18 protein-coding genes are annotated in these 23398 nt (G+C 63.3%); 11 read left to right on the top strand and 7 right to left on the bottom strand.

Annotation, left to right across the window (positions count from 1 at the left end):
• Positions 1–67: 67 nt before the first annotated feature.
• A complete protein-coding gene (locus Q7J58_RS04345) occupies positions 68–1435 on the bottom strand; it encodes a heavy metal sensor histidine kinase (RefSeq protein ID WP_304823943.1) in 1368 nt (455 codons plus the stop codon).
• Positions 1432–2118, bottom strand: a complete 687-nt coding sequence (locus Q7J58_RS04340; protein WP_304823989.1) for a heavy metal response regulator transcription factor — start codon at positions 2116–2118, stop codon at positions 1432–1434. The genes Q7J58_RS04345 and Q7J58_RS04340 overlap by 4 nt, the downstream gene beginning before the upstream one ends.
• Positions 2119–2323: 205 nt before the next feature.
• On the opposite strand from Q7J58_RS04340, the gene Q7J58_RS04335 reads away from it, so the two are divergent.
• Entirely contained in the window at positions 2324–2707 is a 384-nt protein-coding gene (locus Q7J58_RS04335; RefSeq protein WP_304823941.1) for a DUF4148 domain-containing protein, read from the top strand.
• A gap of 108 nt (positions 2708–2815) precedes the next feature.
• Here the strand turns inward: Q7J58_RS04335 and Q7J58_RS04330 are convergent, their stop codons facing one another.
• Together Q7J58_RS04330 and apbC are read right to left on the bottom strand one after the other, a co-directional pair.
• Complete coding sequence (locus tag Q7J58_RS04330) at positions 2816–3244, bottom strand: PACE efflux transporter (protein WP_304823939.1); 429 nt, start codon at positions 3242–3244, stop codon at positions 2816–2818.
• Positions 3245–3343: 99 nt separating this feature from the next.
• Complete coding sequence (apbC, locus tag Q7J58_RS04325) at positions 3344–4435, bottom strand: iron-sulfur cluster carrier protein ApbC (RefSeq protein ID WP_304823936.1); 1092 nt, start codon at positions 4433–4435, stop codon at positions 3344–3346.
• Positions 4436–4648: 213 nt separating this feature from the next.
• Between apbC and metG the strand changes: the two genes are divergently transcribed.
• The 8 genes from metG (at position 4649) to Q7J58_RS04285 (ending at position 16902) form a co-directional block, all read left to right on the top strand.
• Positions 4649–6703 carry a methionine--tRNA ligase gene (gene metG / locus Q7J58_RS04320; RefSeq protein ID WP_304823933.1) on the top strand — a complete coding sequence of 685 codons (2055 nt, stop codon included), beginning with the start codon at positions 4649–4651 and terminating at the stop codon, positions 6701–6703.
• Between the two features lie 30 nt (positions 6704–6733).
• The gene (locus Q7J58_RS04315; protein ID WP_304823930.1) at positions 6734–7474 is read left to right on the top strand and encodes a YoaK family protein; all 741 of its coding nucleotides are present in this window, start codon (positions 6734–6736) and stop codon (positions 7472–7474) included.
• Between the two features lie 149 nt (positions 7475–7623).
• On the top strand, positions 7624–10755 hold the full coding sequence (locus tag Q7J58_RS04310; RefSeq protein WP_304823927.1) for a type I restriction endonuclease subunit R: 3132 nt from the start codon (positions 7624–7626) through the stop codon (positions 10753–10755).
• Complete coding sequence (locus tag Q7J58_RS04305; RefSeq protein ID WP_304823925.1) at positions 10748–12223, top strand: RNA-binding domain-containing protein; 1476 nt, start codon at positions 10748–10750, stop codon at positions 12221–12223. The genes Q7J58_RS04310 and Q7J58_RS04305 overlap by 8 nt, the downstream gene beginning before the upstream one ends.
• The gene (locus tag Q7J58_RS04300; RefSeq protein ID WP_304823922.1) at positions 12220–12570 is read left to right on the top strand and encodes a hypothetical protein; all 351 of its coding nucleotides are present in this window, start codon (positions 12220–12222) and stop codon (positions 12568–12570) included. Before Q7J58_RS04305 ends, Q7J58_RS04300 begins: the two co-directional genes overlap by 4 nt.
• Complete coding sequence (locus tag Q7J58_RS04295; protein ID WP_304823919.1) at positions 12567–13913, top strand: restriction endonuclease subunit S; 1347 nt, start codon at positions 12567–12569, stop codon at positions 13911–13913. Before Q7J58_RS04300 ends, Q7J58_RS04295 begins: the two co-directional genes overlap by 4 nt.
• Entirely contained in the window at positions 13910–15163 is a 1254-nt protein-coding gene (locus Q7J58_RS04290; RefSeq protein ID WP_304823916.1) for an anticodon nuclease, read from the top strand. The genes Q7J58_RS04295 and Q7J58_RS04290 overlap by 4 nt, the downstream gene beginning before the upstream one ends.
• 122 nt (positions 15164–15285) lie before the next feature.
• A complete protein-coding gene (locus Q7J58_RS04285; protein ID WP_304823913.1) occupies positions 15286–16902 on the top strand; it encodes a type I restriction-modification system subunit M in 1617 nt (538 codons plus the stop codon).
• A 19-nt stretch (positions 16903–16921) separates the two neighbouring features.
• On the opposite strand, the gene bamE is transcribed toward Q7J58_RS04285, so the two are convergent.
• A complete protein-coding gene (gene bamE, locus Q7J58_RS04280; RefSeq protein ID WP_304823910.1) occupies positions 16922–17434 on the bottom strand; it encodes an outer membrane protein assembly factor BamE in 513 nt (170 codons plus the stop codon).
• 100 nt (positions 17435–17534) lie between these two features.
• Here bamE and Q7J58_RS04275 point away from each other — a divergent pair, with 100 nt between their 5' ends.
• Together Q7J58_RS04275 and Q7J58_RS04270 are read left to right on the top strand one after the other, a co-directional pair.
• Positions 17535–19178, top strand: coding sequence for a SulP family inorganic anion transporter (locus Q7J58_RS04275; protein ID WP_304823908.1), 1644 nt, complete (start codon positions 17535–17537; stop codon positions 19176–19178).
• Between the two features lie 16 nt (positions 19179–19194).
• Positions 19195–20259, top strand: coding sequence for a hypothetical protein (locus tag Q7J58_RS04270; RefSeq protein WP_304823906.1), 1065 nt, complete (start codon positions 19195–19197; stop codon positions 20257–20259).
• A gap of 85 nt (positions 20260–20344) precedes the next feature.
• On the opposite strand, the gene Q7J58_RS04265 is transcribed toward Q7J58_RS04270, so the two are convergent.
• Together Q7J58_RS04265 and Q7J58_RS04260 are read right to left on the bottom strand one after the other, a co-directional pair.
• The gene (locus Q7J58_RS04265; protein WP_304823903.1) at positions 20345–22591 is read right to left on the bottom strand and encodes a biotin carboxylase N-terminal domain-containing protein; all 2247 of its coding nucleotides are present in this window, start codon (positions 22589–22591) and stop codon (positions 20345–20347) included.
• On the bottom strand, positions 22588–23388 hold the full coding sequence (locus tag Q7J58_RS04260) for an enoyl-CoA hydratase-related protein (RefSeq protein ID WP_304823900.1): 801 nt from the start codon (positions 23386–23388) through the stop codon (positions 22588–22590). The genes Q7J58_RS04265 and Q7J58_RS04260 overlap by 4 nt, the downstream gene beginning before the upstream one ends.
• Positions 23389–23398 lie beyond the last annotated feature (10 nt).

Below are 23398 nucleotides of genomic sequence, written 5' to 3'. Positions count from 1 at the left end.
GGCCCTGGGCGGCGGGCTTGTCCGGTGTCGCGCACACGTCAAAACCCGGTGCGCCGGGACCCTGCGGTCAAACCCGCTGCGGACCGAGGGTGAAGCCGATCTGGGTCACCCGGTCTTGTGAACGGGCAAAGGTATTGCCCGCGTGCATGCGCGCAATGGCCGCGACGATGGCCAGGCCCAGGCCGTGGTGGGTTTCGCCGGTGCAGACGCGCGAGGCTTCGGCCCGGAAAAACCGGTCGAACAGGTGCGGCAGGTGCTGGGGCTCGATGACCGTCCCCCGGTTTTCCACCACCACCCGCACACCCTGCCCATCGGCGCTGGCATCGGGCTGGATCTTCACCTGCACGGTGGAGCCGGGTTCGGCAAAGCGCGTGGCGTTGCCCATCAGGTTGGAGATGGCCCGTTTGACCAGCGGCGCGTCCACCGAGACGCGGGCGTCGCCCTCGACCGTGAGCCGCAGCCCGGCTTCGTCGAGCACGCCTTCGTGGAATTCGGCCACCTGGTGCGCCAGCTCGGCCAGGCTGACCGGCGCACTGCGCCGGGCCACGGCGCCCCGGTCGGCCTGCGAGAGAAACAGCATGTCGTTGACGATGGCCGAGAGGCGCTGCATTTCTTCCAGGTTGGACGCCAGCGTGTCGCACAGCGAATCGGTGCTGCGTTCGCGCGACAGGGCGACCTCGGTCTGCCCAATCAGGGCGGTCAGCGGGGTGCGCAGTTCGTGGGCCACGTCGGCGTTGAAGGCCTCCAGCTGCTGGTAAGCGCTTTGCAGCCGGTCCATGAGGGCGTTGAACTGCGCCACCCAGGGATCGAGTTCTTTGGAGGTGCGTTCCACGACCAGGCGCTGGTCCAGCCGCTGCGGCGAGATGCTGTCCATCTGCCGGGTCAACGACAGCAGGGGGCGCAGTTCGCGGCGCACCAGCCACCGGATGGCAAAGCCGGCCGCCGCCGCACCGAACAGGGTGGTCATGAGCAAGGTGATGGCGGCCTCGCGCAGGATGCGGTGGTCGTGGGTGGTGTCCAGGTCCAGCGACACGCTCACTTTGCCGCCCACCATGCGTTCGGTCGGCACGTCGAACGCGGTGCTGCGGCTGTGGGCAAACGGAGCCATGTCGTCTTGAAAGAGTACGCTGCCGTCGCCACGCCAGAGCTGCATGCGGGTGGACGAGCGCACGGGGTCGAACAGGGTCATGCGCTGCAACAGGCCGGGCTCACCACTTTCGCAGGCAATGCCAATGGCTTTGGCCAGGTATTGGCTTTTCTCTTGCAGCGAGACTTGTTGGTCCACGTCCATGCGCATGGCGATGACCGAGTATTTGGCCACGCTGAGTACGCCCAGACCCACCAGCATGAGCAGGGCCATGGCGCGCGAGAGGCGTTGCGCAATGGAGGGCCCGCAAGGCAGGCACGGCGGGCTGGGCAGGTTGAGAGGGCTCATGGCGTGCGCTCTTCCAGCACATAACCCATGCCGCGCACGGTGTGCAGCAGGCGGGTGGAAAAGGGGTCGTCGAGCTTGGCGCGCAGGCGGCGCACGGCCACTTCCACGACGTTGGTGTCGGAGTCGAAGTGCATGTCCCAGACCTGTTCGGCCAACGTGGTTCGGGACAGGATCTGCCCGCGCCGGCGGGTCAGCAGCGCCAGCAGGTTGAATTCTTTGGCGGTGAGGTCCAGCCGCTGCTGGCCGCGCGTGCAGCGGCGTGACACGAGGTCCACCTCCAGGTCGGCCAGGCGCAGCACGGTGGCGGCCTGCGGGCTGGCAAAGGCGCCACGCCGCAGCAGCGCACCCATGCGGGCCAGCAGTTCGGAGAAGGCGAAAGGTTTCACCAGGTAGTCGTCTGCCCCGCCCTCCAGCCCTTTGACACGGTCTTCGATCTTGTCGCGTGCGGTGAGCATCAGCACGGGCGTCTTGCCGTCCTGGGCGCGCAGGGCAGACAGCACGCCGTAACCGTCCACGCCGGGCAACATCACGTCGAGCAACACCAGATCGTATTGCCCACCGGTGGCCAGGCGGCGGCCTTCGATGCCGTCGCGCGCCACGTCCACGACGTAGCCGTTTTCGGTCAGGCCCTGGTGCAGGTACTGGACCAGTTTGGGTTCGTCTTCGACGACAAGGACACGCATCGCTGGGCTCATGGGAGTGAATCTATCGGGGCTGCATGGTCGCACATCTCAGGGTTTATCTGGATGACAAATTTGTAATCTGGCTGTTTGAAAACCGTTGGTTTGGGTGTCGAGAATTCATCTCCATGGAAGGCGCAACGGCTTTCCTGTTGAACCGGCCTAACCGGATTCGACCCACGTTTCAACGCCCACCAGGAGTTTCACCATGAACCGCAAGCACGTTACCGCCATCGCCGCCGCCCTGATCGCTTTGTCCGCCAGCCAGGTGTTTGCCGCCGACGGCCCCAAAACCCGCGAACAAGTGAAGGCCGAGCTGGCCGAAGCGATCCGCACCGGCAACATGCCGGCACACGACGAGTCGGGCCGCCTGCTGAACCAGGTGTACCCAGAGCGCTACGCCACCCCCATCGCTCAAGCGGGCAAAAGCCGCACCGAGGTGCGCGCTGAACTGGCCGAAGCGATCCGCACGGGCGACGTGGCGGCCCATGGCGAAGTCAGCGAGAAGCTGAAAGACCTGAACCCGGGCGCCTACCCCACCAGCCGCGCCTTCAACGCACAAGCCGCTGGCCAGGTCAACACCGCACGCTGACGCGCTGCCGGGCCAAGCCAGACAACGCCCCACCCAGCCAAAGCCCCGCTCTCTTGAGCGGGGCTTTGTTGCTTTCAGACGCTCAGCGGCCGCGCGCAGTGGGGGCGCTCAAGGCACCGCCTGGGCCGACTGCGGGAGCCCGAACACCCGGTCAAACACCCAGGTGAACACCACCGTGTAGACCAGGAAAAACAGCAAAATGCCCAGGTCGGCCACGAACGCCTGCCACCAGGTGATGCCGAGCCAGCCCGCCATGACGGGCACCAGGATCAGCGCCAGCCCGCCCTCGAAGCCCAGCCCGTGCGCGGCCCGGCGCGGCCACGAACGGCCCTTCACGCTTTGCCGCGCTTCCCAGCGCTCAAACAGGGCGTTGAAGCCGTAGTTCCAGGCCAGCGCAATGCTGGACATGGTGACCGACAGCCCCAGCGAAGACAGCGGCGACTGCCCGAACACCAGCACCAGCATGGGTGCGACACAGGCGATGGCGATGGTCTCGTACAGGATGGCCTGGACGATGCGGCGGTTGCGGGGCGACATGGGCATGGACTTCAGACGAACTTTCGGTGATCACAACAACAAAAAGACCAAAGCAAAAAGGCCGCTGCGAGCGGCCCCGGGATGCTCAGGCAAAACCGGTCAGGTTTCTTTGGAGATTTTGATGCTCGGGAACTTGCTGGAGAAGTCCTTGGCCCGGGCCGCGATCTTGATCGCCACCTGGCGCGCCACGGCCTTGTAGATGCCGGAGATTTCGCCGTCCGGGTCGGCCACCACGGTGGGCATGCCGCTGTCGGCCTGCACGCGGATCTGCATGTTCAGCGGCAGCGCGCCCAGGTAGTCCATGCCGTATTCGGCCGCCATGTTCTTGCCGCCGTCGGCGCCAAAAATGTGCTCGGTGTGGCCGCAGTTGGGGCAGCAGTACACCGCCATGTTTTCCACAATGCCCAAAATCGGCACGCCCACTTTTTCAAACATCTTGATGCCCTTGCGTGCGTCGAGCAGGGCAATGTCTTGCGGCGTGGTCACGATCACGGCGCCCGTGAGCGGCACGCGCTGGCTCAGCGTGAGCTGGATGTCGCCGGTGCCGGGTGGCATGTCCACGATCAAATAGTCCAGGTCTTTCCAGTTGGTTTGGCGCAGCAGCTGCTCCAGCGCCTGGGTGGCCATGGGGCCGCGCCAGATCATGGCTTCGTCGCGGTCCACCAGGAAACCAATGGAAATCACCTGCACGCCGTAGTTTTCCAGCGGTTCCATGGTCTGGCCGTCGGCGCTCTCAGGCCGGCCTTCCACGCCCATCATCATCGGCTGGCTGGGGCCGTAAATGTCCGCATCCAGAATGCCCACCTTGGCGCCCTCGGCGGCCAGCGCCAGCGCCAGGTTCACCGCGGTGGTGCTCTTGCCCACACCCCCCTTGCCCGAGGCCACCGCAATGATGTTTTTCACCTGCGGCAGCAGTTGCACACCGCGCTGCACGGCGTGGGCGGTGATCTTCATGCTCAGGTTCACCGACACGTTGTCCACACCGGCCACGCCCTTGGCCGCCGCGATCAGCGCCTTGCGCAGCGACGGCATCTGGCTCTTGGCGGGGTAGCCCAGCTCCACGTCAAACGACACATCGCCGTCGTGGGCCTGCAGGTTTTTCAGCGCCTTGGTGGACACGAAGTCTTTGCCGGTATTGGGGTCTGTCACAGCCTGCAGGGCAGCCAGCAGCGCTTGTTGATCAACGGCCATGTAAGGAATCTCCTGTGGGGAACGGTTTTTGGTGGGTGAAAGAGGTGGCGCAAAGTCTACCCGCCCGCCCCACCCCGCCCGATACACACAAACGCCATGAGGACTTCCCATCAACACCGTGGCGCGATGGGTGCACCACGTGCCGGCCAGCGCCGGACCCGGCGCACGCAAGCGGCCTAAAATCGCAGGCTCCCCAGATAGAAAGCCCCCGCCATGAGCCAGAGACGCCTGTTCGTCACCACCGCCCTGCCCTACGCCAACGGCCATTTCCACATCGGCCACATCATGGAATACATCCAGGCCGACATCTGGGTGCGCTTTCAGCGCATGCAGGGCCACGAAGTGCATTTTGTGTGCGCCGACGACGCGCACGGCGCGCCGATCATGATCGCCGCCGAAAAGGCCGGCAAAACGCCGCAGCAGTTCGTGGCCGACATCGCCGCAGGCCGCAAGCCCTACCTGGACGGTTTTCACATTGCATTTGACAACTGGCACAGCACCGACGGCCCGGAAAACCACCAGCTGGCGCAAGACATTTACCGCGCGCTCAAGGCCAACGACCTGATCGAGACCCGCACCATCGAGCAGTTTTTCGACCCCGAGAAAAACATGTTCCTGCCCGACCGCTTCATCAAAGGCGGTTGCCCCAAGTGCGGCGCCAAAGACCAGTACGGCGACAACTGCGAGGTCTGTGGCGCGGTGTACGCGCCCACCGATCTGCACAACCCGTACTCGGCGCTCTCGGGCGCGGTGCCGGTGCTGAAAACGTCCGACCACTTTTTCTTCAAGCTGTCGGACCCGCGCTGCCTGGCCTTTCTGGACCAGTGGACGCAAAGCGGCGCGGTGCAGCCCGAGGTGCTGAACAAGATTGCCGAATGGATCGAGCCCGGCGAAGACGGCAAACCCAAAATGGGCGACTGGGACATCAGCCGCGACGCGCCGTATTTCGGCATTGAAATCCCCGACGCGCCGGGCAAATACTTTTATGTGTGGCTGGACGCGCCCATTGGCTACCTGGCTTCGCTGAAGAACTATTTCGACAAAACCGGGCGCGATTACGACGCCTTCATGGCCGACCCCGACACCGAGCAGTTCCACTTCATCGGCAAAGACATCATCACCTTCCACACCCTGTTCTGGCCCGCGATGCTGAAGTTCAGCGGCCGCAAGGTGCCCAACGCGGTGTTTGTGCACGGCTTTTTGACCATCAACAACGGCGAAAAGATGAGCAAAAGCCGGGGCACCGGCCTGAACCCGCTGAAATACCTGGAACTGGGCATGAACCCCGAGTGGCTGCGCTACTACCTCGCGGCCAAGCTCAGCGGCAAAAACGAAGACGTGGACTTCAACCCCGAAGACTTCATGGCCCGGGTCAACAGCGATCTGGTGGGCAAATACATCAACATCGCCTCGCGCGCCGCCGGTTTCATTGCCAAGCGCTTTGACGGCCAGCTGGGCGCCGTGTCGGCCGACGGCGACGCCCTGCTCGACCACCTGCAAACCCTGGCGCCCACCGTGGCCGAGCTGTACGCCGAGCGCGAATACGGCAAAGCCCTGCGCGACATCATGCTGCTGGCCGACCGGGTGAACGCCTATGTGGACCAGAACAAGCCCTGGGAACTGGCCAAAAAAGAAGGCATGGACGGCCGGCTGCAAGACGTGTGCAGCACCTGCATCGAAGCCTTCCGCCTGATCTCGCTCTACCTGAAGCCGGTGCTGCCCGCGCTGGCCGCCAACGTCGAAGCCTTCCTGAACATCGAGCCCCTGAAATTCGCCGACGCCGGCCGTCTGCTGGGCGCCGGCCACCGCATCGGTGCCTACCAGCACCTGATGCAGCGCGTGGATGTGAAGCAGCTCGACGCGCTGTTCGAGCCTCCCCCAGCGCCCGAAGAACCCCAGGTGATCCCTGGCGGCGAAGCCATCGCCCCCACCATCTCCATCGACGACTTCGCCAAGATCGACCTGCGCATCGCGCAAATCGTCAACTGCGAAGCGGTAGAAGGCTCCACCAAGCTGCTGCGCCTCACGCTGGACGTGGGCGAAGGCCGCATGCGCAACGTGTTCAGCGGCATCGCCAGCATGTACAAGCCCGAAGACCTGGTGGGCCAGCTCACCGTGGTGGTGGTCAACCTGGCGCCGCGCAAAATGAAGTTTGGCCTGAGCGAAGGCATGGTGCTGGCCGCCAGCCACGCCGACGAAAAAGCCCAGCCCGGCATCCACATCCTCAACCCCTGGCCGGGCGCCCAACCCGGCATGCGCATTCACTGAGAGACTGAGCGCCCGAGACCGCCGCCGTCCATGTTTGAACCCATTCGCGGTTTCACCAGCCTGCAGCGCACGCCGCAGGCCGACCTGAAGCTGGGTTCGGTGCTGGCCTTTGTGGCGGGCGCGACCAACGCGGGCGGTTTTCTGGCCGTGGGCCAATACACCTCGCACATGACGGGCATCCTGTCGTCGGTGGCCGACAACCTGGTGCTGGGCCAGCTCGCGCTGGCCGGTGCCGGTCTGGGTGCGGTGCTGGCTTTCTTGCTGGGCGCCATGACCACCGCCTGGCTGGTCAACTGGGGCCTGCGGCACGAACTGCGCAGCGCCTACGGCCTGCCGCTCATGCTCGAAGCTTCGCTGCTGCTGGTGTTTGGCCTGTTCGGCGCCGCCATCAGCCTGCTCACCACCGTGTTTCTGCCGCTCACCGTGGTGCTGCTGTGTTTCATCATGGGGCTGCAAAACGCGGTGATCACCAAGATCTCGCGCGCCGTCATCCGCACCACCCACATCACCGGCCTGCTCACCGACTACGGCATCGAGCTGGGCAAGCTGCTGTACGTGAACCGCCACCTGGGCCACCAGCCGGTGCGCGCCAACCGCGACCGCCTGCGCGTGCACAGCCAGCTCATCGCCTGCTTCTTCCTGGGCGGGCTGGCCGGTGCACTGGGCTTCAAATACGCGGGTTACATCAGCACCGTGCCGCTGGCGGCGCTGCTGTTGCTGCTGGTGCTGCGCCCGGCGCTGGACGACTGGCAGCGCCTGCGCGGGACTTGAGGCGACAAGGGCATGCAGCTTGCTGCCACGGCTTTAAGCACACCCGTTACCAAGAAAAACCGGCCGCTGGCAAGCCTCTAGAATGTCCGAGCGACGTCATGCCCCCAATCAGCGCGGCCGTTCAAAAGCTGTGCGTTTCACCCCTCCCCATGCCTACTTCAAAGCGCTCCTACGACCAGCCGCCCGGCACACCGCCACAGGCCGTCAAGGAGGATCAGATCGAGTACGGCTTCATAGGCAAGCTCCAAAACAGCCTCAAATACGAATACCGCGCAGACATCCGCGACCGTGCTTCACTGGAAAAGAACTTCCGCGCGAAGTTCGAAGCCCTCAACCGCGTCAAGCTGACCGAATCCGAGTTCGCCAGGCTGCTGGACGAAATCGTTACCCCGGATGTGTACGCCGCGGCCAAGACCCTGCGCAGCATCAACGCCTTCACCCGCGACGACGGCACGCCGCTGAACTACACACTGGTGAACATCAAAGACTGGTGCAAGAACCATTTCGAAGTCATCCACCAGCTGCGTATCAACACCGACAACAGCCACCACCGCTACGACGTTCTCATCCTCATCAACGGCGTGCCTTGTGTGCAGATCGAGCTGAAAACCCTGGGCGTGAACCCGCGCCGGGCCATGGAGCAGATCGTCGAGTACAAGCACGACCCCGGCAACGGCTACACCAAGACGCTGCTCTGCTTCATGCAGCTGTTCATCATCAGCAACCGCGACCGCACCTACTACTTCGCCAACAACAACGCCCGCCACTTCGCCTTCAACGCCGACGAGCGCTTTCTGCCCATCTACGAGTTCGCCAGCGAAGACAACCGCAAGGTCACCCAGCTCGACGAGTTCGCTGAAGACTTCCTGAAAAAGTGCGACCTCGGCCGCACCATCAGCCGCTACATGGTGCTGCTGGCCGGCGAGCAGAAGCTCATGGTCATGCGGCCGTACCAAGTCTATGCAGTGCAGCACATCGTGCAGTGCATCCTTGAGGACAACGGCAACGGCTACATCTGGCACACCACGGGCAGCGGCAAGACGCTCACCTCCTTTAAGGCTTCCACCCTGCTGAAGGAAAACGACCACATCCACAAGTGTGTGTTCGTGGTGGACCGCAAAGACCTCGACCGCCAGACGCGGGAGGAATTCAACAAGTTCCAGGAAGGCTGCGTCGAAGAGAACACCAACACCGCCGCCCTGGTGCGCCGCCTGCTGTCTGAGGACTACGCCGACAAGGTCATCGTCACCACCATCCAGAAACTGGGCCTGGCGCTGGATGAAAGCAGCAAGCGCAACAAGCAACGGGCCAAGAACGGCCAAGCCACCTACAAAGAACAGCTCGAAGCGCTGAGCGACAAGCGCATCGTCTTCATCTTCGACGAATGCCACCGCTCGCAGTTTGGCGACAACCACAAGGCCATCAAAGCGTTCTTCCCCAAGGCCCAGCTTTTCGGATTCACCGGCACGCCGATCTTCGACGCCAATGCCACCTTGCAGAAGATCGAGGACACCCAGGCCTCGATGCGCACCACGGAAGACCTGTTCCAGAAACAGCTCCACGCCTACACCATCACCCACGCCATCGAGGACGGCAACGTCCTGCGCTTTCACATCGACTATTTCAAGCCGAAGCCCAAAAACGAGAAAGAAGCGAAACCGGCTGGCAAAGGGGCGCCCAAAGACAGTGGACCCAAACCGCCGTTTCCCAAAGCGGCCATCGTGGGCGAAATTCTGGCCAAGCACGATGCCGCCACCGGCGGGCGCCGCTTCAACGCCATCCTCGCCACCGCGTCCATCAACGACGCCATCGAATACCACGCGCTGTTCCAAGCCCTGCAGGCGGACAAACTGGCCGCCGACCCCGACTTTAAGCCGCTGAACATCGCCTGCGTCTTTTCACCGCCCGCCCAACTTGCGGAAAACGAGGAGACCAGAAAGGACATCAACCAGCTGTCCAGTGACCTGCCGCAGGAGCAGGAAGACAACCAGATCGAGCCGGAGAAAAAGAAGCAGGCACTGGAAGCCATCGTCGCCGACTACAACGCCTGCTTCGGCACCAACCACCGCCTGAGTGAGTTCGACCTGTATTACCAGGACGTGCAAAAGCGCATCAAAGACCAGCAGTGGCCCAATGCCGACTACCCCCCGGCGCAGAAGATCGACATCACCATCGTGGTGGACATGCTGCTCACCGGCTTCGACTCCAAGTTCCTGAACACGCTCTATGTGGACAAGAACCTCAAGCACCACGGCCTGATACAGGCTTTCTCGCGCACCAACCGCGTGCTCAACGGCACCAAGCCCTACGGCAACATCCTCGACTTCCGGCAGCAACAAGATTCAGTGGACGCCGCCATCGCCCTCTTCAGTGGCGAGAAGACCGCCGAACAGGCGCGAGAAATCTGGCTGGTAGACAAGGCGCCCGTGGTCATCCAGAAGCTGGAGACCGCCGTGCAGAAGCTCGAAGGCTTCATGAAATCCCAAGGCCTTGATTGCACGCCCTCCGCCGTGGCCAACCTGAAGGGCGACGCGGCCCGCGCCGCCTTCGTCACCCACTTCAAGGAAGTGCAGCGCCTCAAGACCCAGCTCGACCAATACACCGATCTCAGCGACGACAACAAAGCCGCCATCGAGCAGGTGCTGCCCGATGAAAACCTGCGCGGATTCAAAGGCGAATACCTGGAAACCGCCAGACAGCTCAGAGACCAGCGCGGTAAGACCGGCGGCAAAGACGGCACCACCGACGACCCCGTGGACCAACTCGACTTCGAGTTCGTGCTCTTCGCCTCCGCCGTCATCGACTACGACTACATCATGGGCCTCATCGCCAAGTTCTCGGCGGGCGAGATGGGCAAAGGCCCAGGCAAGACCACGATGACCCGCGAAGAACTCATCGGCCTCATCAGCGCCGATGCCAAGTTCATGAACGAGCGCGAGGCAATAGCCGAATACATCGGCACGCTCAAGGCCGGAGAAGGTCTCTCTGAGGCGGCCATTCGGGACGGCTACACCCGCTTCAAGGCCGAGAAAAACGCCAAGGAACTCGCCCATATCGCCGCCAGGCACGGCCTCGCCACCGCCGCCCTGCAAGCCTTTGTAGACGGCATCCTTGACCGCATGATTTTTGATGGCGAACAACTGACCGACCTCATGGCACCGCTCGACCTCGGCTTCAAGGCCCGGGTACATGCCGAACTGGCCTTGATGCAAGACCTGCACCCGCTGCTCACCCAGCGCGCCGGGGGGCGCGAAATTTCGGGGCTCAGCGCCTATGAATGAGACCCCGCTCACCGAAGCCGAGCTGCTGGAGCGCATTGCCCTGGGCGAGCACACCCGCCAGCAATTCAAGCGCACGTTCAACAGCCCCGACGCCCTGGCCGCCGAACTGGCTGCCTTTGCCAACAGCGGCGGCGGCACGCTGCTCATTGGTGTGGCCGACGATGGCACCATCACCGGCCTGAGCGCCGCCGATATTCGCCACCTCAACCAGATGCTCAGCAACGCCAGCAGCCAGCATGTGCGCCCGCCCATCCACCCCATCACCGAAAACATCAAGACCCACGCCGGGCTGGTGATGGTGGTCACCGTGCCCAACGGGCTGGCCAAGCCCTATCTGGACAACCAAGGCCGCATCTGGGTCAAACAGGGCGCCGACAAGCGCCATGTGACCGCCCGCGAAGAAATGCAGCGCATGTTCCAAAGTGGTGGCCTGGTTTACGCCGATGTGGTGCCGGTCACGGGCACCACCAGCGCCGATCTGGACGAACCCGCCTTTCGCCGCTACCTGGCCCAGCACTACGCAGCCGACACCGCTCTGGCCGAGCTACCGCTCGACGCCCTGTTGCAAAACCTGGGGTTGGGCAATGGTCTCGAACTGACCCTTGCCGGCCTCATGCTCTTTGGCCGCAACCCCCTGCGCTGGTGCCCCGCGTTCACCATCAAGGCTGTGGCCTTCTTTGGCAACAGCATTGCCGACAGCCACTACCAAGACAGCCAAGACTTCAGCGGCACCCTGCCCGCCCAATACGCTGATGCGCTCGCCTTCATCAAACGCAATTTGCGCCGCGTGCAGGGCAACCAGGGCTTTAACTCACCGGGCATTCTGGAAGTGCCCGAAATTGCCCTGCAAGAGCTGTTGGTCAACGCCCTGGTGCACCGCGACTACTTCACCAGCGCGTCCATCCGCATCTTGGTGTTTCGCGACCACATCGACATCATCAGCCCCGGCGCCCTGCCCGACAGCTTGAGCATTGAGGACATACGCCGGGGCAAAAGCAACCGCCGCAACCCCACCCTGAGTGAGCACGCCTTTAGGCTGCTGCCCTACCGAGGCATGGGCAGTGGCATACCCCGTGCGCTGGGCGAGTGGCCCCAAATTGAACTGATCAGCGAGGTCAGCGGCAACCAGTTCACCGCCCGGGTGCAGCGACCCAAGGCGCAGTGGGCGGAGACTGGCAACCCTGTCATACCGCAAGTCGCCGACCCAGTCGCAGGGCAAGCAACCGAACAAGCAACCGAACAAGTAACCGAACAAGTTCGCCGACTGTGCGTGGCCCTGGAACAAGAAGCCCAAGGAACGAAGGAGCTGATGCAGTCGCTCAACCTCAAACACCGCCCTAGCTTTTTGCAAGGCTATTTGAACCCGGCCCTTAAGCAGCACTTGGTCGAGATGACCCAGCCAGACTCACCACGCAGCCCCACACAAAAATACCGCCTGACCGAACAAGGAAAGGCCTTGTTGAAATGACCATCCCCCAACAGCGCACCGCCAAGCCGGGCGCAGCCACCTACCAAGACTTGCTCGCGGAGCTGACCCAGAGCATGGCCGAGCTGCAAACGCTGCGCGAGCAGGCCGTCGAAGCCCTGACACCCGTCGTCCAGGAAATGGTGCGCAGCGGCAGCCGCGATATTCAGCGGATTGAGCACACACTGGACCAGCTTTTAGACCACGCCTGCCTGCCAGAGGGCCTGGCCCTGTTCAAAACCCTGTGCCGCCACTACTGGACGCTGGACCAGCACGCCACCGCGAGTTACATCAACGCCTACCGCGAGATGTGGGATGCCGATGACAACGAAACACAGGAGAAACCATGAGCCCCAAAACGCCAACCACCGAGAGGACGGAAGAGGCAAGGCCCGCGCTGGTGCCGAAACTGCGATTTCCTGAGTTTCGGGGGACGGGAGAGTGGGAGCCCGTCACCCTTCGAGAAGCAGCCACATCGGTGACGGAACGGGTCGGAGAAAAAAAGCTGACGCCAGTTAGCATCTCTGCCGGGATTGGTTTTGTCCCACAGGCCGAGAAGTTCGGGCGGGACATCTCCGGCAACCAGTATCAGCTTTATGTGTTGGTCAGAGACGGCGACTTTGTTTTCAACAAAGGCAACTCGCTCAAGTTCCCGCAGGGCTGTGTCTATCTGTTGCAGGGATGGGGAGAAGTCGCGGCACCGAATGTCTTCATCTGTTTCCGGCTCAAGAATGGCTACGCAAACGGCTTCTTTCAGCAGTGCTTTGAACAAAATCAGCATGGCAGGCAGCTAAAGCGCCACATCACAAGCGGTGCACGGAGCAATGGTTTGCTGAACATAAGCAAGGAGACCTTCTTCGATGTCGAAATCCCGACTCCAAGCCCTGCCGAACAACAAAAAATTGCCGACTGCCTGAGTTCGTTGGACGAGTTGCTGGCTGCACAAGCGCGGAAAGTGGACGCGCTCAAGACCCATAAAAAAGGGCTGATGCAGCAGCTTTTCCCCCGCGAAGGCGAAACCCAACCCCGCCTACGGTTTCCTGAATTTCAAAACGCCGGGGAGTGGATTCCAACTACAGTCGGTGGATTGGTCGAAGCCGGTGTTCTGTATGCACCGAAGGACGGGAATCACGGGAGCATTCACCCCAAGTCGTCCGACTATGTCGCCAACGGGATACCGTTCATCATGGCAAGCGATCTCAACGGTGGCCTGATCGACATCGAAACCTGCCACTTCATTAGCAAAGAGCAGGCTGACACATTGCAAAAGGGATTCGCCAAGGAAGGTGATGTTCTTCTCTCGCACAAAGGCACCGTCGGTGAGGTAGCTGTCGTCAGAAAAATCCACACGCCCTATCTAATGCTGACTCCTCAGGTCACTTATTACCGCGTCAAAGACCGGAAGAAGCTTTCGAATGAGTTCCTGGCTCAGCTATTTGTCTCCATGACATTCCAATCGAACCTCCTCGAAGTATCGGGAGGAGGAACCAGAGCCTACATCGGGATTACCGAGCAAGCGAAGTTGCGCGTGCAGTTGCCGAAAGATGCCGACGAACAACAACGCATCGCCGACTGCCTCACCAGCATAGATGACCTCATCGCCGCGCAAACCCAAAAGCACGAAGCCCTCAAGACCCACAAGAAAGGCCTGATGCAGCAGCTTTTCCCAGCATTGAGCGAGGTTGAGGCATGACCAGTAAACCCAAGATTCATCGCTTGGCGAATCTACGGAAGCTGGTCACACGTCTCCGAGATGACTTGAACAATCCTACGAAACCGACGCAGATCATTCTCCTTTACGCCTACAACCGCACGGGCAAAACAAGGCTTGCGATGGAGTTCAAGGACGCAGGCAAGCGAAGGACCCGGAGGAATCCACAGGGTGTCGCCGACACGCTCTATTTCAACGCCTACACCGAAGACCTCTTCACTTGGGAGAACGATCTCGACGGTGATGCTGTCCGGCTACTGCGCCTCAATGATCGCTCTACTTTCTTCAATGGATTGAAAGACCTTGCGCTGGACGAAACGATTGCGGGCTATCTTGATAGTTACGCAGACTTCGATTTCGACATTGACTACACCAACTGGACGATCAGTTTTTCCAAAGAAGTTCTGCGGCAAAGACCGGGCGCGGAGCCTGAGCGAATCATGGAGCCGAACATCAAGATTTCCCGAGGCGAGCAGAACATTTTCATTTGGTGCCTTTTCATGGCCATCTGCGAGCGGATGCTCGACGGCCATGTCTCCTATCAGTTGAAGAAATACCTTTACATCGACGACCCCATCTCCTCGCTGGACGACAACAACGCGATCGCTATCGCCTGCGATCTGGCACAGCTCCTGCGCCGCGCAGCAAGCCGTAAAGACCAGAGCGGTGCGCCAGCGCCCATCAAGGTGGTTTTCTCATCTCATCACGCGCTGTTTTTCAACGTGATGTGCAACGAGCTTGGCAGAACGAAAGAGGAGCAGGCAAAGGTGACGCACAAGCGCTACTTCCTGCATCGCGATAACGGTGGAGAGACTTACACGCTTCGGGCCACGGACGACACGCCCTTCTTCCATCATGTCGCGTCACTAGCCGAACTCCAGCGCGCCGCTGCCCCCGGCACCGGCAAGCTCTACACTTTTCATTTCAATGCCCTGCGCAGCATCATGGAAAAGACCGCGTCCTTCTTTGGCCATGCGGACATTTCCTTTTGCCTCAAGGCTCTGAGCAACGAGGAAGACCGGGCGCTCTACAACCGCGCCCTGAACCTGCTCAGCCATGGCAAATACGCGATCCACGAACCGACTGAAATGGGGGAGGACAACAAGGATCTGTTTCGGCGCATTCTGGAAGATTTCGTCACGAAGTTTAAGTTTGATCTGCCTGAAATTTTTGAAGCGCCAACGACTGCATCCCTTCCTGCCGCAGCGTCCACACCGGCCACAAGACCATGAACGATCCGATCCTCCACACCATAGAAGACAAGAACTTCCACGAGGAGAGGGAGCTGGATGCGGATTCAGTTATCAAGGAATCCTTGACAGTTCAAACCAATAACTAGGCAACGCCCAAAAAAATGACAGAAACCAACCAAAAACAACTGGGCAACACCCTCTGGAGCATCGCCGACCAATTGCGCGGGGCAATGGATGCGGACGATTTCCGCGACTACATGCTGTCGTTTCTGTTCCTGCGTTACCTGTCTGACAACTACGAAGCCGCCGCGAAAAAGGAGCTGGGCAAGGACTACCCGCAGGCGCAGCCGGATGGCCGTGGCGTGCCGCCCCTGACGCTTTGGTACGCCGACAACACGTCCGACGTGTCCGCGTTTGAAAAGCAGATGCGGCGCAAGGTGCACTATGTGATCTTGCCCATGCACCTGTGGAGCAGCATTGCCCACATGGCGCGCACGCAAAACCCCGAGCTGCTGAATATGCTGCAGTCGGGCTTCAAGTACATCGAGACAGAGTCCTTTGAGAGCACTTTTCAGGGCCTGTTTTCCGAGATCGACCTGAGTTCGCCCAAGCTGGGCAAAACCTACACCGACCGCAACACCAAGCTCTGCACCATCATCCAGAAGATCGCCGAAGGGCTGGCGGAGTTCTCTACGAGCGTTGACGCACTGGGCGATGCCTACGAGTACCTGATCGGCCAATTTGCCGCTGGGTCGGGCAAGAAGGCGGGGGAGTTTTACACCCCGCAGCAGATTTCCGACATCCTCTCGGCCATCGTCACGCTGGACAGCCAGGAGCCGAAGACCGGCACCAAGAAGCGGCTGGAGAGCGTGATGGACTTCGCCTGCGGCTCCGGCTCGCTGCTGCTCAACGTGCGCAAGAAGGTAAACAAGGCTGGCGGCACCATCGGCAAAATCTCCGGCCAGGAAAAGAACATCACCACCTACAACTTGGCGCGCATGAACATGCTGCTGCACGGGGTGAAGGACACGGAGTTCGAGATCTTCCACGGCGACACCCTGCTCAACGAGTGGGACATGATGCGGGAGCAGAACCCGGCCAAGAAGCCGAGCTTCGATGCCATCGTGGCCAACCCGCCGTTCAGCTACCGCTGGGAGCCGACCGACGCGCTGGCCGACGATGTGCGCTTCAAGAACCACGGCCTCGCGCCTAAATCGGCCGCCGACTTTGCCTTCCTTCTGCACGGTTTCCACTATTTAAAGGATGAAGGCGTGATGGCCATCATCCTGCCGCACGGGGTGCTGTTTCGCGGTGGCGCGGAGGAACGCATTCGCACCAAGCTGCTGAAGGACGGGCATATCGACACGGTGATTGGCCTGCCTGCGAACCTGTTTTATTCCACCGGTATTCCGGTCTGTATCTTGGTGCTGAAAAAGTGCAAGAAGCCGGACGACGTGCTGTTCATCAACGCGGCGGAACACTTCGTCAAAGGCAAGCGCCAGAACCTGTTGACCGAAGAGCACATCGCCAAGATCATCAAGACCTACCAGTTCCGTGAGGAAGAGGCGCGGTATGCACGCCGGGTGGAGATGGCGGAGATTGAGAAGAAGGGTTTCAACCTGAATATTTCGCGCTACATCAGCACGGCGGTGGGCGAGGCCGAGATTGATCTGGCGGCAACGCACGCGGAATTGGTGGCGGTTGAAGAACGCATTGCGGTGGCCAAGGCCAAGCACAACGCGTTTTTGAAAGAACTGGGCTTGAGTTTGCTGCCTTGAGCCCAGGACGCTCAGGCGCTCAGCGGTTGCGGTCCAGGTCCGGATCGCGTATCGACAGGGTTGACACCACCCGCAGATCGGGCGTGAAGATCACCGTGAACACCTTGCTGTCGCTTTCGTTTGGCCCGTCCTGGTAGCGCCAGTCGTAGTGCGTTTCGCGCTTGAGCGCGTAGGTGGTGATTTTCATGGGCTTGCCGAGCATGCGGCGCACGTCTTCCATCATCATGCCGGGCTGCACCTGGGCGAAGTTGCGGGGGGTGAGCACCTGGCGCAGCGCGGCCATTTTGCCGTCGGGGCCGATGGTGATCATGTAGTTGGTGTGGCCGGCGGGCTGGCGGTTGTATTCGTAGGTTTGGGCGCCGTCCGGGCCTTCCCACACGGCTTCGGGTGCGCCGAAGCGCTCGCGCACATCGGCTTCGGTGGACACGCCCTCTTCCAGCTCGCTGATGTTTTGCGGATCGCAGGCGGCCACCAGCAGGGCCAGCAGGCCCGCCAGCAGCCACCGAGGCAGCTTGCGCCAGGTCGTATACATCTGAATTCACCCAAAAAAATCAAAAATTCAGTGTAAACCCTCATGCCGCTGTCAACTGCCTGTAAGTTCTGCGAACCTTAGCGAACGGTAACATTTCACCATGCTGAAAAACCTGCCCCCCCTGGCGCCATTCCGGCCCCGCTTGCTGAACGATCTGAAGGGCTACAACAGCGAAAAGCTGGCCAAAGACATGGGGGCCGGTGCCACCGTGGGCATTGTGGCGCTGCCGCTGGCCATGGCATTTGCCATTGCCAGCGGGCTCAAGCCCGAGGCGGGGTTGTGGACCGCGATCATCGCCGGGTTCATCATTTCGGCGCTGGGTGGCACATCGGTGCAGATTGGTGGGCCGGCGGGCGCGTTCATCGTCATCGTCTACGGCATTGTGGAGCGCTACGGCGTGGCCAACCTGCTGATCTCCACAGCCAGCGCGGGCGTGCTGCTGTTTTTGCTGGGCCTGTTTCGGCTGGGCACGCTGGTGCGTTATGTGCCGGTGAGTGTGGTGATTGGCTTCACCAACGGCATTGCGGTGCTCATTGGGCTGTCGCAGGTGCGCGACCTGCTGGGGCTGGACATTGCCAAAATGCCGGCCGACTTTTTCAGCCAGCTCAGCACCATTGCCCAGCACATGGCCAGCTTCAACCTGTACGCGTTTGGCCTGGGTGCGGCGTGTGTGGCGGGGCTGTTTGTGTGGCCGCGCCTGTGGGCGGTGGATTCGCAGTTTCGCCGCCAGCTCGACAAAATTGAGACTGTGAGCGCCTTGCGCGCCACCTCGCGCCTGCCCGCGCCGGTGGTGGCGCTGATCTCGCTCTCGCTGGTGGCCTGGGTTTTGGCCCTGCCGGTGGAAACCATTGGCTCGCGCTTTGGCGGCATTCCGCAGGGTGCACCGGCGTTTGCGCTGCCCGATTTTTCCTGGGAAACGGTGAAGATGCTGGTGACGCCCACGCTCACCATTGCGCTGCTGGGCGCCATTGAGTCGCTGCTGTGCGCCCGCGTGGCCGACCAGTTGGGCGACGCGCCCAAACACGACCCCAACCAGGAGCTGATGGCGCAGGGCATTGCCAACGCGGTGGTGCCGTTTTTTGGCGGCATGCCCGCCACCGGCACCATTGCCCGCACGGTGACCAACATCCGCTCGGGCGCGGTGTCGCCGGTGGCGGGCATGGTGCACGCCCTCACGCTGGCCGCGGTGGTGCTGCTGGCCGCGCCACTGGCGGCGCACATTCCGCTGGCGGTGCTGGCGGGTGTGCTGATGTTTGTGGCCTGGAACATGGGCGAATGGCGCGAGTTTGGGCGGCTCAAGCAGTTCAGCAACCACTACCGGCTGATGATGGTGTCCACCTTTCTGGTCACCATCGTGTTTGACCTGACGGTGGCGGTGGAGCTGGGTCTGGTGCTGGCCGTGGTGCTGTTCGTGCGCCGCCAGAGCGACATATTTCGCGCCGAGCCCATCTCGCGCAACGAACAGCAGATCACCTTCCGGCTGTACGGCTCGCTGTTTTTTGGTGCCGTGGCCAAGATCGACCCGATCGTGGCCGAGGTGGAGGCCTCCAGCACACCGGTCAACGTGATGCTCGACGCCAGCCAGCTCATCTCGCTGGACACCACCGGGCTGGACGCGCTGGAGCAGTTGCACAAGGCGGTGCACAAACGCGGCGGGCACCTGGGCATGGTGGGGCTGAATGCGCAACCCAAATCGCTGATGGAGCGCTCGGGGTTTGCGGCCCGGCTGCACACCTTCCAGTAAGCCCCTGGGCACGGCCATGCAACACAGCCCCGCCCCGCTGCAAAGCCCGATTGCCGAGCGCATCGACTGGCTGTTTGGCCTGGCCCAGCGGCACGCGCAAGACTACGCCAGCCCCGAAGCCTGGCTGGCGCGCCAGCGCCACCTGGCCCGCCACCCCACGGCCATTTTGGTGATGAAGTGCATGGACGGGCGCATCAACATTCCCATTGCCACGCAAACGCCCAAAGGCATCATCCTGCCGTTTCGCAATTTGGGCGGCATCTTCAACCTGGGCTGGCCGCACCTGGGCGAAACGCTCACCGCCGCCATGGACAAGGTGGTGCGCAGCGGCAGGCAGGCGCTGGTGATGATCACCTACCACTATTCCAAGGGCGACGAGCGCCGGGGCTGCGCCGGTTTTCACTACCGCACCGACGACGCACGCGCCCACACCTTTGAGATTCAACGCGAGGTGTCGGTGTTGTTTGGCGCCACCCACGGCACGGTGTACCCGCTGGTCTGCGGCTTTGAAACGGACGAAGACGCGATCGTGGTGCATGGCGCCCACGGCCAGACGCTGAACATGGCCGACCTGGGCGAAGCCGACATGGAAACCCTGCCGGCGCGCCTGCTGCAACTGCTGCCCGACATGCCGACCCAGATCCGCGCCGACCTGCTGCCCTTGCTGCTGGGCAACCTGCGCCACATCGCCGCCCTGCGCACCACCAACCGCACGCTGCACATTGAGCACCGCGAATGGATGCTGTGCGTGGGGCGCGGTTTTGACTGGCTGCACCTGCCCAACCTGGCCCTCATCATCGGCCCCTACAGCCCGGACCTGGCCGACCCGATCCGCAAGGCGGCCGGCATCATCCGGGCCAACATGCGGGCCGGCCGCATTCCCAGCGACGGCTTTTTGGTGATGTCGTCGGTGCCCTATGAGGACATTGGGGTGGACCGCGCCCGCGCCCTGCTCAAGTCCCACTTCATGGCGGACTTTGCGGCCGACGTGGTGCGCAAAGCGTTTGCCGACCTCGCCCCGCTGATGACGGTGCGCAAAACCCTGCTGAACTGGCACAGCCGCACGGTTGAAGCGCTCTGAACGCCCGGCGCAGCGGGCGCCCCAGGCCCGCAAACCCGCCGCGCCTGGAAAGGCCGGCGTATTCACCTCTCAGCCTTTCAGCCTCTCAAGCCATGAAAGTGGCGAGCAGCTGACCGGGTGTGACTTGCTGGCCCACGGCCGCGTTCAGGCTTTCCAGGGTGCCGTCGCGCGGGGCGGCCAGGGTGTGTTCGAGTTTCATGGACTCGATCACCAGCAACGGGGCGCCGCGCAGCACGGCGTCGCCCACCTGGGCGTGCAGGGCCAGCAGCTTGCCGTTGAACGGCGCACGCAGTTCGCGCCCGGCAGCGGCACCGCCAGCGGCCGCGCGCGGGGCAAAGCCCAGGTCGTCCAGCCACACATCCTGGCTGGCCAGCGGGCCGGTGCCGCCGCCGAGCTGCACATGCCAGCGCGGTACACCGCCCACCGGGCCCAGCGCCACGGCCTGGGCTTGCCAACCCACGCCGTCGAGCGTGATGCACAGCGCGCCTGCACCGCGGGTTTGCACCTGGGCCACATGGGTGTGTTCGTCCACCCACACGCACACCGCGCCAGCGCCGGTTTCTTGCACGCTGAGCGCCAGGGTGGTGGCACCGGAGCGCCAGCGCAGGCGGCGCGCAAAAGGGCTGGGCAAGGCTGCGGCTGGGGCGGCGGTGGCGTACAGCGCAGCGAGCGCGGCCACCACCTGCGCTTCGGGCGTGGGCTGCAAGGCGGCGCGCACGGCGGTGCCGTGTTCGGCCAGAAACGGAATGCGCGCAGCGCCCGCACGAAACACGGGGTGCTGCAGGCAGCTGGCCAGAAAAGCGCGGTTGGTGGGCAGACCCAGCACCTGGGTGTGGGCCAGCGCGTGGGCCAGGCGGTCTATGGCTTCGCCCCGGGTGGGCGCGTGGGCAACCAGCTTGCCCAGCATGGCGTCGTACAACGGGGTGACGGTGCTGCCGGTTTCCAGCGCGTGGTCAAACCGCAGGCCAGGAGACGCGGCGGGTGCGCTGAAGTGGCGCACGCGGCCGGTGTGCGGCGTGTGGTCGTCGTCTTCGGCGCACAGGCGCACCTCGATGGCGTGGCCCTGCCAGCGCACCTGGTCTTGTGTGAGCGGCAAGGGTTCGCCCCGCGCCACGCGGATCTGCCATTCCACCAGGTCCAGCCCGGTGAGCATTTCCGTGACGGGGTGCTCGACCTGCAGGCGGGTGTTCATCTCCATCAAAAAGAACTTGTGCCCCCACGCTCCACCGCTGCGCGGGTCGCTGCCCCCCGAGGGGGCTGTTTCGCCTTGGGGCGGCCCGGCGGCGAAACTTGGCCCCCACGCTCCGCCGCTGCGCGGGTCGCTGCCCCCCGAGGGGGTTGTTTCGCCTTGGGGCGGCCCGGCGGCGAAACTTGGCCCCCATGCTCCGCCGCTGCGCGGGTCGCTGCCCCCCGAGGGGGCTGTTTCGCCTTGGGGCGGCCCGGCGGCGAAACGCTGTCTTGCTCCCTCGCCCGCTGGCGGGTTGGGGTGAGGGTCTTCGTCCAGCAAAAACTCCACCGTGCCCGCGCCCACATAACCCGCCGCCTGCGCCAGCGCCACGGCGCAGCGGCCCAGCTCAGCGCGCAGCGCGGGCGAAACCGCCGGGCTGGGGGCTTCTTCGATGATTTTCTGGTGGCGGCGTTGCACCGAGCAGTCGCGTTCGCCCAGGTGGATGCCGTGGCCGTGTGCGTCGGCAAACACCTGCACCTCCACATGGCGCGGGCGCAGCAGGGCGCGTTCGATCAGCAGGTCGCCGTTGCCAAAGCCGGCCAGGGCTTCGGAGCGGGCGCTGTGCAGCGCGGGGCGCAGTTGGGCCATGTCGGTCACCAGGCGCATACCGCGCCCGCCGCCACCGGCGACAGCCTTCACCATGAGCGGAAAACCCAGGCGCACGGCCTCGGCTTCAAACACCTCGGGGCTTTGGTCGGCGCCCGCGTAACCCGGCAAGCACGGCACGCCATGGGCCAGCGCCAGCGCTTTGGCGCCCGACTTGCTGCCCAGCGCGCGGATGGCAGCGGGCGGTGGCCCGACCCAGACCAGGCCCGCGTCGAGCACGGCCTGGGCAAAGTCGGCGTCTTCGCTCAGAAAGCCGTAGCCGGGGTGCACGGCGTCGGCACCGCTGGCGCGGGCGGCGGCCAGCAAAGCGTCCACGCGCAAATAAGAATCGGCCGCGCTCAGGCCACCCAGCGCCACGGCGGTGGTGGCTTCGCGCACATGCAGTGCGTCGCGGTCGGCGTCGGAATACACGGCCACGGTGGCGATGCCCATCGCATGGGCGGTGCGGACGATGCGGCGGGCGATTTCGCCCCGGTTGGCGATCAGCAGTTTCTTCATGCCGGGTCTTCCTGGGCCCAGGGGGCGGGCCGTTGGTGAGAGAAGGCGTGCAGGCCGGCGGCGGCTTCGGGGCCACGCAGCGCGGCGGCAAACGCGGTGGCGGCCTCGGTGCGCAGGTCGGGCGCGTGGGTGCGCAGGCGCTGCAGCAAGCGCTTGGTGGCGGCCACCGCGCCCGGGGCTGTGGCGCGGTAGGCCCGCACGGCGCCGTCCACGGCGGCGGGGAGTGCGTCGTTGGCCACCACGGTGTTCACCAGACCCGCGGCCTGCGCCTGCGCGGCGCTCCAGCGCACACCGCTGAGCAGGCATTGCCGCGCCACCGCGTCGCCCAGGCGCTGCCACACAAAGGGCGCAATTTGCGCCGGAGGCAGGCCCAGCGTGACCTCGGGTGTGGCGAACACCGAACGCTCGGTGGCAATCACCAGGTCCGCACAGCACACCAGGCCAAAACCGCCACCCATGGCCGGGCCGTCCACCGCGCACACCAGCCACTGCGGCAGTTCGCCGAGGGCGTGCAGCACATCGCCAAAGCTGCGGTTGAGGGCGATCAGGGGGTCGTCTTGGCCGGGCATCAAGGGCTGGCCGATGGCGCTAGCGAATCCGCCCAGACTGCCCCCGGCGCTGAAGGCACCGCCCGCACCGCTGAGCACAATGCCGCGCAGGCTGCTGTCGTGCCTGGCCCGCAGGCAGGCCTCAAACAGGGCCAGCACCAGGCTGTCGCTCAGGGCGTTGCGGCTGCCGGGGTCGTTGAGCGTCCAGTGTTCGACGCTGCCTTGTCGGGAGATTTGGAAAGGCGTCATGGATGTCTGT

The organism is Hydrogenophaga sp. (assembly GCF_030656115.1).
Classification (GTDB): Bacteria; Pseudomonadota; Gammaproteobacteria; order Burkholderiales; family Burkholderiaceae_C; genus Hydrogenophaga.
Note: the sequence above shows the minus strand (reverse complement) of the source record. Positions and strands in the feature narration are given on the sequence as shown.